Annotated in this window: 13 protein-coding genes; 9 read left to right on the plus strand and 4 right to left on the minus strand. The window is 76.5% G+C overall.

Annotation, left to right across the window (positions count from 1 at the left end; genetic code table 11):
• Positions 1 to 14 precede the first annotated feature (14 nt).
• On the minus strand, positions 15 to 1,934 hold the full coding sequence (locus ACWIX6_RS06720) for a DUF349 domain-containing protein (protein ID WP_448616063.1): 1,920 nt from the start codon (positions 1,932 to 1,934) through the stop codon (positions 15 to 17).
• A gap of 41 nt (positions 1,935 to 1,975) precedes the next feature.
• On the opposite strand from ACWIX6_RS06720, the gene ACWIX6_RS06725 reads away from it, so the two are divergent.
• From ACWIX6_RS06725 to dapF, 3 genes are read left to right on the plus strand one after another with little or no spacing between them, the layout of a single operon-like run.
• Positions 1,976 to 2,686, plus strand: coding sequence for a hypothetical protein (locus tag ACWIX6_RS06725; protein ID WP_448616064.1), 711 nt, complete (start codon positions 1,976 to 1,978; stop codon positions 2,684 to 2,686).
• Positions 2,683 to 3,630, plus strand: coding sequence for a tRNA (adenosine(37)-N6)-dimethylallyltransferase MiaA (miaA, locus tag ACWIX6_RS06730; protein ID WP_448616065.1), 948 nt, complete (start codon positions 2,683 to 2,685; stop codon positions 3,628 to 3,630). The genes ACWIX6_RS06725 and miaA overlap by 4 nt, the downstream gene beginning before the upstream one ends.
• Positions 3,627 to 4,514: a diaminopimelate epimerase gene (gene dapF / locus ACWIX6_RS06735; protein WP_448616066.1), complete on the plus strand. Its 888-nt coding sequence runs from the start codon at positions 3,627 to 3,629 to the stop codon at positions 4,512 to 4,514. The genes miaA and dapF overlap by 4 nt, the downstream gene beginning before the upstream one ends.
• A gap of 4 nt (positions 4,515 to 4,518) precedes the next feature.
• Here dapF and ACWIX6_RS06740 read toward each other — a convergent pair whose 3' ends face one another.
• Both ACWIX6_RS06740 and ACWIX6_RS06745 read right to left on the minus strand, forming a co-directional pair.
• Positions 4,519 to 4,704: a hypothetical protein gene (locus ACWIX6_RS06740; protein WP_448616067.1), complete on the minus strand. Its 186-nt coding sequence runs from the start codon at positions 4,702 to 4,704 to the stop codon at positions 4,519 to 4,521.
• 75 nt (positions 4,705 to 4,779) lie between these two features.
• On the minus strand, positions 4,780 to 6,066 hold the full coding sequence (locus ACWIX6_RS06745) for an MFS transporter (protein ID WP_448616068.1): 1,287 nt from the start codon (positions 6,064 to 6,066) through the stop codon (positions 4,780 to 4,782).
• Between the two features lie 69 nt (positions 6,067 to 6,135).
• On the opposite strand from ACWIX6_RS06745, the gene ACWIX6_RS06750 reads away from it, so the two are divergent.
• The 4 genes from ACWIX6_RS06750 to ACWIX6_RS06765 all read left to right on the plus strand — a co-directional run bounded on the left by ACWIX6_RS06750 (position 6,136) and on the right by ACWIX6_RS06765 (position 10,143).
• On the plus strand, positions 6,136 to 6,681 hold the full coding sequence (locus tag ACWIX6_RS06750) for an ArsR/SmtB family transcription factor (protein ID WP_448616069.1): 546 nt from the start codon (positions 6,136 to 6,138) through the stop codon (positions 6,679 to 6,681).
• A gap of 67 nt (positions 6,682 to 6,748) precedes the next feature.
• Positions 6,749 to 8,221, plus strand: coding sequence for a GTPase HflX (gene hflX, locus ACWIX6_RS06755; protein WP_448616070.1), 1,473 nt, complete (start codon positions 6,749 to 6,751; stop codon positions 8,219 to 8,221).
• Positions 8,222 to 8,345: 124 nt separating this feature from the next.
• A complete protein-coding gene (locus ACWIX6_RS06760; protein WP_448616071.1) occupies positions 8,346 to 9,086 on the plus strand; it encodes a phosphatase PAP2 family protein in 741 nt (246 codons plus the stop codon).
• Positions 9,058 to 10,143: a hypothetical protein gene (locus ACWIX6_RS06765; protein WP_448616072.1), complete on the plus strand. Its 1,086-nt coding sequence runs from the start codon at positions 9,058 to 9,060 to the stop codon at positions 10,141 to 10,143. The genes ACWIX6_RS06760 and ACWIX6_RS06765 overlap by 29 nt, the downstream gene beginning before the upstream one ends.
• A 127-nt stretch (positions 10,144 to 10,270) precedes the next feature.
• On the opposite strand, the gene lexA is transcribed toward ACWIX6_RS06765, so the two are convergent.
• Positions 10,271 to 11,056 carry a transcriptional repressor LexA gene (gene lexA, locus ACWIX6_RS06770; RefSeq protein ID WP_448616073.1) on the minus strand — a complete coding sequence of 262 codons (786 nt, stop codon included), beginning with the start codon at positions 11,054 to 11,056 and terminating at the stop codon, positions 10,271 to 10,273.
• A gap of 444 nt (positions 11,057 to 11,500) precedes the next feature.
• Between lexA and ACWIX6_RS06775 the strand changes: the two genes are divergently transcribed.
• Together ACWIX6_RS06775 and nrdR are read left to right on the plus strand one after the other, a co-directional pair.
• The gene (locus ACWIX6_RS06775; protein ID WP_448616074.1) at positions 11,501 to 11,866 is read left to right on the plus strand and encodes a LysM peptidoglycan-binding domain-containing protein; all 366 of its coding nucleotides are present in this window, start codon (positions 11,501 to 11,503) and stop codon (positions 11,864 to 11,866) included.
• A 546-nt stretch (positions 11,867 to 12,412) separates the two neighbouring features.
• Positions 12,413 to 12,955, plus strand: coding sequence for a transcriptional regulator NrdR (gene nrdR / locus ACWIX6_RS06780; RefSeq protein WP_448616075.1), 543 nt, complete (start codon positions 12,413 to 12,415; stop codon positions 12,953 to 12,955).
• The last annotated feature ends 61 nt before the right edge of the window (positions 12,956 to 13,016 follow it).

A 13,016-nucleotide genomic window follows, 5' to 3' on the forward strand; every position in this document is an offset into this window, starting at 1 on the left:
GGTGGCAGGTCCGGTCAGCGCCGGCTGGACTTCTCCGCCTCGGCCAGCCACTCCCGCCGGGTGGCGAGCGCGGCCTGCGCCTCGCCGACCCGACGGGCGTCGCCGGAGGCCTCGGCCTTGGCCAGCTGGTCCTCGGCCTTGGCGACCGCCGCCCGCATGGAGGTCAGCAGCGGGTTCTCCGGGGCGGTCCGGGGGCGGGAGGAGTCCGCGGCGCCGCGGACCTTCTCCTCCACGGCCCGCATCCGGTCCTCCAGGTCGCGCATCGCGCCGCGCGGCACGTGCCCGACCGCGTCGTAGCGCTCCTGGATCTTCCGCAGCGCGTTCTGCGCGCCCCGCAGGTCCTTGGCCGGGTCGAGCTTCTCCGCCTCGGCCAGCAGCTGCTCCTTCTGCTGCTGGTTGGCCAGCTCCTCGCTGCTGCGCTGCTGGTCGTTCGCGGTCCGGGCGGCGAAGAAGACGTCCTGGGCGCCGCGGAACCGCTTCCACAGGTCGTCGTCGGTGTCCCGGCCGGTGCGCGGCACGGCCTTCCAGCGGTCCATCAGGGTGCGCATCGCGGCGCTGGTCGGGCCCCACTCGGTGGAGGTGGACAGCCGCTCGGCCTCCGCGATCAGCGCGGTCTTCGCCGCCCGGGACTCCGCGCGCTGGGCGTCCAGGGTGGCGAAGTGCGCCCCCCGGCGACGGCCGAAGGCGTCCCGCGCCGCCGCGAACCGCTGCCACAGCGCCTCGTCGGTCTTGCGGTCGATGCCCTTGATCGTCTTCCACTCCTCGACGATCGCCTTCAGCCGGTCGCCGGCGGCCTTCCACTGCGTGGAGTCCGCGGCGATCTGCTCGGCCTCGGCGGCCAGCGCCTCCTTGCGCTGCACCTGCGCGGCGCGGACCGCGGCCTTCTCCGCCCGGCTCGCGGCCAGCGCGGCGTCGGCGGTGCTCACCATCGCCCGGGCCCGGGCGGCCAGGCCGTCCAGGTCACCGACAGCGGTCGCGGTGGGGATGGTGTCGGCCAGCCCCTGGGCCTTGGCCTTGATCTCGCCCGGGTTGCCGGTGTGCGCGGCGAGCCGGGCCTCGAGCAGCGACACCTCGGTGGCCAGGTCGTCGTAGCGGCGTCCGTAGTGGGCCAGCCCGGCGGCCGGCTCGCCGGCCTGCCAGGAGCCGACCGCGCGCTCGCCGTCAGCGGTGCGCACGTAGACCGTGCCCTCCTCGTCGACCCGGCCCCACAGCGTGGGGTCCGACGCCGGCGCGGCCGGCGGCGCCTCGGCCGGCGGGACGGCGGACTCGGCGGCGGCGGGCGCCGGCGCGTGCTGGGACGGCGGGTGCGGGGTGGGCGGGTGCGGGACCGGCGCGTGCGGGACGGGCGCGTGCGGGACGGGGGCGTGCGGGACCGGCGGCTGCGGCGCAGGTGAGTCGGACCCCGGGGCGGCGGGCAGCTCCCCGACCGACGGCGGGACGGCGTCGGTCAGCGCTGCGGGAGTGGGGTCGGCGTCGGCGGCCGGAGAGGTGCCGGCCTCGTCCGGGGTGCCGCCCAGGTCTCCGGCGGCCGCGGCGGCAGCCAGGTCGCCGGCCGACTCCCCGGCGGACTCCCCGGTCGGGTCGCCGGCGGGGCCGTCACCCGTCGAGGCGTCGCCGAGGTCACCGGAGGCCGCGGCGGCGGCGAGGTGGGAGGCCTCGGCCGGGGACGGCGCGTCGACCGGGGTGTCGGCGACCGCGGCGTCGGCGACCGCGGTGCCCGCCGGGTCCTCGACCGCCGGCGTCCCGGCCTGCGGGGGAACCGCGGAGGACGCCCCCCCGGCCGCCTCTCCCGCGGGCGACGCGGGCCCTCCGGCGGCGTCCGGGCTGCCCGTCCCGTCGGCGGTCGGCGCTGGGCCGCTCGACGCCGGCAGCGTCTCATCCAGGGAGGGGTCGACGTGCGGCGTCTGGTCTCCGGTGTTCTCCGTGCTCGACACGCCACGGAGTCTCCCACGATGCATCCGCGACACTGCCTGGCGTGAGTCCTCCCGCCCCGGTGACCGTGGCCTTCTGTCCGTGTCCACCGTTGCTGGTGCCCGCCGTCGGCGGGGCGGCCACCTACGCCACCTCGGTGCTGCGGGCCGCGGTGCTGGCCGCGGTCCAGTCCGTCCTGGAGCACTCACCGGACGTGGTGGTGGTGGTCGGGGCCGGCGTGCCCGACGACGGGCGGGCCGGCGCCGTCCGGTTCGGCGCCGGGGACGGTGGGGACATGCGCGGGTACGGCGTCGACCTCGAGGTCCCCTTCTCCGGCCGGCTGCGCCCGGGCGGACGCCGGCTGCCGCTGGCGCACACCGTCGGCGCCTGGCTGCTGGACCAGGCCGGCCACACCGGCATGCGGCTGGGGGTCGGACCCGGCGACCTGGGCGCGGCCCTGGCCGCGCTCCCCGCCGCGGTCGGGGTGCTGGCCATGGGGGACGGCTCGGCCCGGCGCACCGAGAAGGCACCCGGCCACCTGGACCCGGCGGCCGCGGGCTTCGACGCCGCGGTCGCGGCCGCCCTGGCCGCCGGCGACCCCGGCGCGCTGGCCGCCCTGGACCCCGACGAGGGCGAGCGGCTGCTCGCCGCCGGCGTGCCGGTGTGGCGGGCCGTCGGCACGGCGCTGGCCGGCCGGCCGGTGGTCGGCCGGCTGCGCTACGAGGACGCCCCGTTCGGGGTCGGGTACCTCGTCGCCGACTGGCACGTCCCGTGACCGGCCCGGGGACGGCGGGGGCGGCCGGTCTGCCGCCGGTGGTCGCCGTCGTCGGGCCGACCGCGACCGGCAAGACGGCGCTGGCCGTCGCGCTGGCGCACCGGCTCGGCGGGGAGGTGGTCAACGCCGACTCGATGCAGCTCTACCGCGGCATGGACATCGGGACGGCGAAGCCCACCGTCGCCGAGCGGGAGGGGGTGCCGCACCACCTGCTGGACCTCTGGCACGTGCGCGAACCGGCGTCGGTGGCGGAGTACCGGCAGCGCGCCCGCGCCGAGGTCGACCGGCTGCGCACCGCCGGTGTGCTGCCGCTGCTCGTCGGCGGTTCCGGTCTCTACGTCCGCGCCGTCCTGGACGAGCTGGAGTTCCCCGGGACCGACGCCGCGGTGCGCGCCCGGCTGACCGACGAGCTCGACGCCGTCGGGCCGGAGGCCCTGCACGCCCGGCTGGCCCTGGTCGACCCGGCCGCCGCCCAGGCGATCCTGCCCAGCAACGGGCGGCGGCTGGTCCGCGCGCTCGAGGTCGTCGAGCTGACCGGCCGTCCCTTCACCGCCCGGATGCCCGAACCCCGGCCGCACTACCCGGCGGTCGTCGTCGGCCTGGACCGGTCGGCCGAGGAGCTCGACGCCCGGGTGGGCGAGCGGGTGGACCGGATGTGGGCGGCCGGGTTCGTCGAGGAGGTCGCCGCCCTGGACGCCGACGGGCTCCGCGAGGGACCGACCGCGTCCCGCGCGCTGGGCTACGCCCAGGTGCTGCAGCAGTTCGACGGCGCGCTCACCGCCGCGGAGGCGCGCGAGCGGACGGTCACCGCCACCCGGCGCTTCGTCCGGCGCCAGCGGTCCTGGTTCCGCCGGGACCCCGCCACCACCTGGTTCGACGCCGCCCGGCCCGACCTGGTCGACGCGGTCGGCGCCCTCGTCGGCGACCGTACGATCGACCGGTGATCGACAGTTCCGGCCCGCGGGTGCTGCTGGGCCACGGCACCGAGAACGACTTCGTCGTCCTCCCCGACCCGGACGGCACGGTGTGGCCGGAGACCCGGCTGGACGCGGCGCTGGTCCGGCGGCTGTGCGACCGGCGGGCGGGGCTGGGCGGGGACGGCGTGCTGCGGGTGGTGCGCAGCGGGCACGTGCCCGACGCCCCGGCCGTGCTGGGCGAGGCGCTGCCGCGGTGCGAGTGGTTCATGGACCACCGCAACGCCGACGGCTCGCACGCGGAGATGTGCGGCAACGGCATCCGGCTGTTCCTGCACGTGCTGTTCGCCGAGGGGCTGCTCGACGCGGCCGACGCCCACGACGGGGTCCTGGTCGGCACCCGGGGCGGGCCGCGGCGGGTCGGCGTCCGCCCCGAGGGCGGCTACTGGGTGGACATGGGCCCGGCCCGCGAGCTGGGGCCCGGCGGGGCGGGGGTCGGCGGGCGCCGGTTCGGTGGCCTCGGGGTGTCCATGGGCAACCCGCACCTGGTCTGCCTGACCGACGTCCCGGTCGCCGACGTCGACCTGACCCGGCTGCCGGACGTGGACCCGGGGATGTTCCCCGAGGGCGTGAACGTCGAGGTGGTGAACGTGCTGCCGGACGGGCCGGACGGGCCGCACGTGCGGATGCGGGTGTACGAGCGCGGGGTGGGGGAGACCCGGTCCTGCGGCACCGGCGCCTGCGCCGCGGCGTACGCCGCGCTGACCGCGGCGGGGGCCACCACCGGGACCGTCACGGTCGACGTCCCCGGCGGCCGGCTGAGCGTCGGGTTCGACGGCCGGACCACCGTGCTGGGCGGCCCGGCCGTCGTGGTCGGCGTCGGGACGCTGACCGGGGAGTGGCTCGCCGGCTGAACCGTCAGGCGTGCCGGTCGTCCTCCCCGGGGGCCTCCGGCACCATCGACTGACCCTCGATGCTGGGACTGCCCTCCGGCTCGCCCTGTCCGGAGTCCTGGTCGGCACCTGCGAGCGGGTTGCGCGGCACGGCCAGGCCCTTGGGGTCGCGGCCCGGGTCGTCGAACTCCTCGTCGGGCGTGCTGCTCATGTCGGCGTCCTCTCCTCGACAGCGGTCACCTGCCCGGAGCCCCTACCCGCCGCCCGGGAGGGCAACCGGACGCGGTCAGCCGTCGGCGCCCCCGGCCGCCGGGCGCTGCCCGACCGGGAGGTCCCGCATCCGGATGAGCGGGCTGGCCGTCACCCACAGCGCCGCCACCCCCTGGCCCGCGGCCGCCACCCACAGCGCCGGGACGACGCCCAGCCAGGTGCCCAGCACGCCGCCGAGCAGGCCGCCGAGCGGCATGGTGCCGAAGACCAGGAACCGGACGGAGGCGTTCATCCGGCCGAGCAGCTCCGGCGGGCACAGCCGCTGCCGGAAGCTGACCTGCGTGACGTTGTAGGCCACGATCGCCCAGCTGATCCCGAACTGGCTGACGACCAGGAGGAGCACCGGCGAGCCCAGGGCTGCGAGCGGGGTGAGCGCGGCGAAGGGGAGCAGCAGCAGCGCCGAGAGCGGGATCGCCCGGCCCTCGCCCACCCACCGGGCGAACGGCGCGGCGGTGAAGGCGCCGAGCAGGCCACCCACCGCGCCGGCGGAGAAGACGAAGCCCAGCACGCTCTCCGACAGGCCCAGCCGGCGCAGCGCGAAGAGCACCAGCAGCGTCGTGGTGATCGTGCCGAAGAGGTTGGCCGTGCCGGTGCAGGCCACGATCCGGCGCAGCAGCGGGTGCCGGACGACGAAGGCCAGCCCCTCGGCGATCTCGGTGCGCAGCGGCCGCCGGGCGGCCCGGTCGGGGGCCCGGTCGGGCGTGCGGATGCCGCCCAGCAGCAGCGCGGACAGCAGGAACGAGACGGCGTCCACGGCGATCAGCAGCGGGGCGCCCAGCACGCGCAGCAGGGCGCCGGTCGCCCCCGGGCCGGCGACCTGCGCGATCGCCCGGCTGGCCTCCAGCTTGCCGTTGCCGTCGACGATCCGGTCGGCCTCGACCAGCGCGGGCAGGTAGCTCTGGTAGGCCACGTCGAAGAACACCGTGGCGGTGCCGGTGACCGCGGCGACGACGAAGACCTGGCCCAGGGTGAGGACGTCGAGCAGCCACGCCACCGGCAGGGTGGCCAGCGTGATCGCCCGCACCAGGTCCGCGACGACCAGCACCCGCTTGCGGCGCCAGCGGTCGACCCAGGCGCCCGCGGGCAGCCCGATGACGAGGAACGCGGCGGTCTCCAGCGCGGTCAGGACCCCCATCTGCAGCGGCGTCGCCGAGAGCAGGGCGACCGCCAACACGGGCAGCGCGAGCATGGTGACCTGGGTGCCGACCTGGCTGACCGTCTCGGCGGCCCACAGGTGCACGAAGTCGCGGTGCCGCCAGAGGCTGCGGGTCGCCGGTGGCGCGGGAGGTGACAGCGAGGTCATGCCGGGAGCCTGAGCCAGTGATTGGTGAGTGTCAATCACTTGTCGGCGTGTTGTCCTAGGCTGCCGCAGGTGACCGACCAGCCAACCCAGGGCGACCGGCCGGCGCCGCTGGTGACCGGGGAGCGGCGCCCGGCCACGGACGCCGAGGCGCGGGCACTCGCCTCGGCGGTCCGGCTGCGGATCCTGCGGCTGTGCCTGCACGAACCGCTGACCAACAAGGAGCTCGCCGCCCGGCTGGACCGCAACCCGGCCACCGTGCTGCACCACGTGCGGACGCTCGTCGACACCGGCTTCCTGGCGCCGGAGGCGGAGCGGCGCGGGGCTCGCAACGCCCGCGAGGTGCCCTACCGGGCCACCCGCAAGAGCTGGCTGATGGACGACGCCGGTGCCGCCGGCGCTGCCGGGGACGTGGTGCTCGCGGCCTTCCTGGAGGAGGTCGCGGCCGTCGGGGAGGCCCGGCTGGAGAGCTCGCGGCTCGGTCTGCGGCTCGGGCCCGAGGCGCTGGCGGAGTTCCGGGAGCGGGTGCACGGGCTGCTCGACGAGTACGCCCGCCGGCCGCCGGACCCGGACGGCGCGAAGTGGTCGGTGTACATCGGGATGCACCCGGAGGTCTGAGGTGTTGTACCCGGCGATGACGACAACTCAGGTGCCCCTGTCGCAGGGGCGTGCGACGCTGGAGACGATGACGACAGCCCAGAACCGAGCCATCCTGGACGCAGCCGAGGCGCGCGCCGACAAGGCCGCGCGCTCGGTGCCCTCCGCCGAGGAGCCCCTCCCCGACGACACGACCGGTTCCTACGCCCTGGAGGAGCGCGGCGCCCTGCGCCGGATCGCGGGGCTGGGCACCGAGCTCACCGACGTCACCGAGGTCGAGTACCGGCAGCTGCGCCTGGAGCGCGTGGTGCTGGTCGGCGTGTGGACCGAAGGGACGGCGAGCGACGCGCAGCGGTCCCTGGCCGAGCTCGCCGCGCTGGCCGAGACCGCCGGCTCGCAGGTGCTCGAGGCCCTGGTGCAGCGGCGCGACAAGCCCGACGCCGCGACCTACGTCGGCTCGGGCAAGGCCAACGAGATCCGCGACATCGTGGCCGCGTCCGGTGCCGACACGGTGGTCTGCGACGGTGAGCTGACCCCCGGCCAGCTCAACCAGCTGGAGAAGATCCTCAAGGTCAAGGTGGTCGACCGGACCGCGCTGATCCTGGACATCTTCGCCCAGCACGCCACCAGCCGGGAGGGCAAGGCGCAGGTCGAGCTGGCCCAGATGCAGTACATGCTGCCGCGGCTGCGCGGCTGGGGTGAGTCGATGAGCCGGCAGGCCGGTGGCCGGGTCGCCGGCGGTGGCGGGATCGGTACCCGCGGTCCCGGTGAGACGAAGATCGAGACCGACCGTCGGCGCATCCGGTCGCGGGTCAGCAAGCTGCGCCGGGAGATCGCCGGGATGGCGACGGCCCGGGCCACGCAGCGCAGCTCGCGTGACCGCAACGCCGTCCCGAGCGTCGCCATCGCCGGGTACACGAACGCCGGCAAGTCCAGCCTGCTCAACCGGCTCACCGACGCCGGGGTGCTCGTGCAGGACGCGCTGTTCGCCACCCTGGACCCGACGGTCCGCCGGGCGCAGACCCCCGAGGGCCGCGAGTTCACCATGACCGACACGGTCGGCTTCGTGCGCCACCTGCCGCACCAGCTGGTCGACGCCTTCCGGTCCACGCTGGAGGAGGTCGCGGCAGCGGACCTGCTGGTCCACGTCGTCGACGGCTCGGACTCCGACCCGCTGGGCCAGATCGACGCCGTCCGGGTGGTGCTCCGGGAGATCGACGCCGCCGCGGTGCCCGAGCTGATCGTGGTCAACAAGGTCGACGCGATGAGCGAGGACGACGTCCTCGCGCTGCGCCAGGCCCTGCCCGGTGCGGCGTGGGTGTCCGCCCGGACGGGGGCCGGGATCGAGGCGCTGCGCGACGTCATCGCCGCCCGGCTGCCGCACCCGTCGGTCGACGTCGACGTGCTGGTGCCCTACGACCGGGGTGACCTGGTCGCCCGGGTCCACCGGGACGGCGAGGTCCTCACCGAGGAGCACGCGGCCTCCGGGACCCGGTTGACCGCCCGGGTGGACGCCGCCCTCGCGGCCGCACTGACGGAGTTCGCCGCACCGGTCTCCTGACCCGCACCTGGCCCGGGTCGCCGCCGGCGACCCGGGCCGCGGTGTCCCCCGGGGCCGGGGACCGGGCGGCCGACGCGCGCCGTGGAGGATCACGGGCAGGTCACGGTCCCGGTACCGTGGGCCGGTGACCAGCGGCGCGGTGCAGTGGACGGCGGAGCCCGTCGGCCGCCCGTCGGCCCGGCGCGCGGACCCGGTCATCGGCACCGGCCGCCCACCGTGGTGGCTGGTGGTCGCGGCCGCCGTGCTGGCCACCGGCGTGACGATCGACCTGCTCAGCCGCGGCTGGCTCGAGCGGATGGACCTGCAGGTCTCCGAGGTGGTGAGCGCCTGGGACCTGCGCGACTCCGACGCCTACTGGCCGGTCTGGGCCTTCACCCAGGCGGGCGGACGCGGCTTCATCCTCATCGTGCTGGCCGCCCTGGTCGGCTGGCTGGCCTGGCGGCGGCGCACCCTGGTCCCGCTGGTCCGGGTGGTGGCCGCGCTGGTGCTCCTGACGACCGTCGTCTACGCCTTCAAGTACGGCACCGGACGCACCGCGCCGGCCTACCCCGGCTCCTTCTTCCACCGCGACGGCGCCAGCTACCCCTCCGGGCACGTGGCCAACGCCGTGCTGATGTGGGGTGTCGCGCGCTGGCAGGTGGTGGAGTACGGGTTGTCCGAGCGGCTGCAGCGGGCCGCCTGGGCGGTGAGCCTGCTGGGGCCGGTGGCCACAGGAGTGGCCATGGTGGCCCTGGACTTCCACTGGGTCACCGACGCGGTCGTCGGCGCCGCCGTCGGCATCCTGCTGTTGGGCGTGGTGCACCTGCTCGACCAGCAGGTGCTGTCACGCTGGGCCGGTGCCCGAGCAGGCCGTTCACCGGCGTGACCAGGCCGGTCGCCGACGGCGCACCGGTCCGGTGCTGGCCGCCGTCCCGCTCGCGCTCACCTGGGCGGTGCTCCCGGCCCTCCCCGCCGGCGCGGAGACGACCGCCGGCGCCACGGGGGCCTTCGGGGCTCCGGTGACCCGGTGCGAGATCGGCGACCCCCGGCTGCCGGAGATCTCCGGGCTGACCACCGCCGGGGCGACGCTGCTGGCGATGAACGACGGCGGCGCGCAGGCCGAGGTGTTCGCCCTCGACGCCTCCTGCGCGGTCGGTGAGGTGCGCTCGGCGCCGATCGACCCGTACGACCCCGAGGACCTCGCCCTGGCCGCGGACGGCACCCTCTGGCTGGCCGACATCGGGGACAACCAGGCCAGTCGGCAGACGGTGGCCCTGATCGGGCTCCGGCCCGACGGCGCCAGCACCATCACCCGGCTGACCTACCCCGACGGGCCGCACGACGCCGAGGCGCTGCTGCTGGCGCCGGACGGGACGCCGTACCTGGTGACCAAGGAGGTGCTGGGCGCCAGCGGTGTCTACCGGCCGGAGACACCGCTCGCCGACGGGGCGACGCTGCCGATGGCCAAGGTCGCCGACCTCGGCTTCACCCTCACCGGCACACCGGGCGGACCGGTCGGCCGGGCCGGCCAGCTGATGGTCACCGGGGGAGCGGTCTCGGCGGACGGGCAGCGGCTGGCGCTGCGCACCTACACCGACGCCTACGTCTGGCCGCTGGCCGACTCCGACGTCGTCGGGGCCCTCCAAGGGGCTCCGGTCCGGGTCGCGCTGCCCGAGGCTCCCCAAGGGGAGGCGATCAGCTTCGACGCCGACAGCCGCGGCCTGCTGGTCGCCGGCGAGGGACTGCCGTCGGCGGTGACCGCGGTGCCCTTCGACGCGGCGGCGGTCCCGGTCGCCCCGGCCGGCGCGAGCGACCCGGCGGCCGGGGCGGTGGCGGTTACCCCGGCGCCCACCGAGGTGTCGGCCGTGGTGGCCGGCGTCATCGCCGCACTGGTCGCGACCGTCGTGGTGTGGATCTGGGGCCGGCTGCGCCGGTTCGGCTGACCCACCCGCCGGGACCTGTGCCGCCCCACCGCCTCGTCCGTGCCCCGTCCTCAACTGCGGTGCCGGTCGGCACCCGCCGTCCGGTCCGGCCCGCACCGAGGGGTGGGCAGGCCGGACCGGACGCGGGTCAGAGGCGGCGCAGCACGGTGACGACCCGACCGAGCACGGTGGCGTCGTCGCCCGGGATGGGCTCGTACGCGGGGTTGTGCGGCAGCAGCCAGACGTGGCCGTCGCGGCGCTTGTAGGTCTTCACGGTCGCCTCGCCGTCGATCATGGCCGCGACGATCTCGCCGTTCTCCGCGGTCGGCTGCTGGCGCACCACCACCCAGTCGCCGTCGCAGATGGCGGCCTCCACCATGGAGTCACCGGTCACCTTCAGCATGAAGAGCGTGCCGTCGCCGACCAGCTCGCGGGGGAGCGGGAAGACGTCCTCGACCGCCTGCTCGGCGAGCACCGGCCCACCGGCGGCGATCCGGCCCACCATCGGCACGTAGGTCGGGACCGGCGCCGGGGCCTCGTCCGTGCCGGCCGCTGCCGCAGCGGTGCCGACGGCCGGTGCGTCGCCCGGGACCTCGCCCGGGAGCCGGACGTCGAGCGCCCGCGGTCGGTTGGGGTCGCGGCGCAGCCAGCCCTTGCGCTGCAGGACCGAGAGCTGGTGGGCGACCGAGGAGGCGGACGACAGCCCGACGGCCTCGCCGATCTCCCGTACCGAGGGCGGGTAGCCGCGCCGCTCGATGGAGTCGCGGATGACCTCGAGCACCCGGCGCTGGCGCTGCGTCAGCCCGTCGCCGGACTCACCCCGGTCCGGGAACTCGCGCACGGTGCCCCCGTCGTCCCCCGCGGTCTGCTGGCCCGCCCGCTTGCGCCGGGACGTGCCCGCCGAGCCGCCGGGTGTCCCGTTGTCGACCGCCATGTGTCCCCCTCGCCCGGTTGTCCGGGCACGTCGTCCGCGCACCCTTGATCGACACGGACAGTAGCGCCTCCGACGGCCCGTTTCAAACACTTGTTCGAAGCAGACCCGTGTCGCGGTGGATCCGTCGGCGTCCTGCGGTAGACATCGGTCGGCACCCCGGTCGAACACGCGTTCGACCACGTCAGCGGTGCCGGGATGCGAGGAGCGGGTCCGATGGCGAGTGTGCAGCTCAGTGACCGACCGGTCGTCCGGCGCGGGTCCGGGGGGCGCCGACGGGTTGCCGGGGCGGCGCCGCGGGCGGCCGTGGTGCCGATCTCGGCGGCGCGCAGCCGGGCGGTCCCGTCAGCGGAGGCCAGGCGGGCGGCGGGGGTCCGTGCGCCGGGTTCGGCGCCCGGGCGGGCTGCCGGGCTCCGCCCCGCGGGGCCGGCGCCGCTGCCGGGCGGAGTGACCGCTGCCCGGGCCGGTCGGGTCGGGGTCGCGCCCGCGCGCCGGGTCGGCGCCCCCGGGCCGGCCCGCGGCCTGGCCCCGCTGCGACTGACCCGACGAGGCCGCCGGGTGGTGGCCGCGCTGTCCGTGGCCGCCGGGATCGCCGTCGCGCTCGCGGCCACCGCCGTGGTCGGCGGGAGTCCGGGAGGGCTCCAGCCCGTGGGGGACAGCAGCGTCGTGGTGCGGTCCGGGGACACCCTGTGGTCGATCGCCGGGGACGTGGCGCCGGAGGAGGACCGCCGGGCCGTCGTGGACGCCATCGTCGAGGTGAACGACCTGGACGGCGTGGGGATCGTGCCGGGCCAGCTGCTGCAGCTGCCCTGAGTCCTGCGGCTCCGCCGGGCCGCGGGTTCGCCTGCCCCTCCCCGCAGCGCCGGGTCGTCCGGTACTGCCGGGTCCGCCGGCGGGCCTCGTCGGCGGGTCGACCGACCTCCGCCGACGAGTCGTACTGCAGCGCCGTCCCGTGTCGACCCGGGTCCCGTCGACTCGTCCCCCCGGTCGGCCCGGCCGCCGGCGGGTCGGTGGGGCTCCATGGCCGCCCCCACCTGCCACGGAGCGCCGTGGCGCCGCTGTCCCGGCTCGTCCCAGGCCTGTGACGGGAGGGGTGGATCGGTCGGCCGGGTCGGCCGGGAAGACGACACGCCCTGCAGCGCTTGCACACCTATAGGGGTGGACGTACGGTCCAACCACAACATCTAGTAGTTACACGGATGTAGGGCATCCACAGCCGATCCCCACGTTCTCCCCTGGACGTCCACCGGATGTCCCCGGGTGGGTCCACAGGGCGGCTGCGGGGACCCGGCGGGGGCGGCGGTGCAGGAAGCCGTCGTCCCACCGGTCGCGACACGTCGGAGAGGAGGTGCACGGCGCATGCGTTGCCCCTTCTGTCACAACCCGGACAGCCGGGTCGTCGACTCCCGGGAGACCGACGAGGGCTCGACCACGCGGCGCCGGCGCGCCTGCCCCGGCTGCGGTCGGCGGTTCACCACCGTCGAGGAGGCAGTCCTCGCGGTCGTCAAGCGCAGCGGGGTGAGCGAGCCGTTCGACCGCGCCAAGGTCGTCGCGGGTGTCCGCCGGGCCTGCCAGGGCCGGCCGGTCGGGGAGGACCAGCTGGCCCTGCTCGCCCAGCGCGTCGAGGACGCCGTCCGGGCCACCGGCTCGGCCGAGGTCCCGAGCCACGAGGTGGGCCTGGCGATCCTCCGCCCGCTGCGTGAGCTGGACGAGGTGGCCTACCTCCGCTTCGCCAGCGTGTACCGCGCCTTCGACTCGGTCGAGGACTTCGAGAAGGAGATCGCGGAGCTCCGCGCCCGGCACCTGCCGGGCGGCACGCCACCCCTCCCCGGCCTGCCGCCGGACCCGCCGGTGCGCCGGCGGGGCGCCGGGCGGAACCCGTCCACCGCGGGTGCGGGGTGACCCGACGGAACTGTCAGCACCGACCGGTACCAAGGCACCAGCGCAGCACCTCGCGCGGCTC

The sequence above is a fragment of the Modestobacter sp. URMC 112 genome, assembly GCF_053502575.1.

Bases quoted from the DNA above. Each gene is read 5' to 3' on its own strand.
- lexA (WP_448616073.1), bottom strand. From the start codon at position 11,056: ATGGCGGTCGACAACGGGACACCCGGCGGCTCGGCGGGCACGTCCCGG.
- hflX (WP_448616070.1), top strand. From the start codon at position 6,749: ATGACGACAGCCCAGAACCGAGCCATCCTGGACGCAGCCGAGGCGCGC.
- ACWIX6_RS06745 (WP_448616068.1), bottom strand. From the start codon at position 6,066: ATGACCTCGCTGTCACCTCCCGCGCCACCGGCGACCCGCAGCCTCTGG.
- nrdR (WP_448616075.1), top strand. From the start codon at position 12,413: ATGCGTTGCCCCTTCTGTCACAACCCGGACAGCCGGGTCGTCGACTCC.
- ACWIX6_RS06740 (WP_448616067.1), bottom strand. From the start codon at position 4,704: ATGAGCAGCACGCCCGACGAGGAGTTCGACGACCCGGGCCGCGACCCC.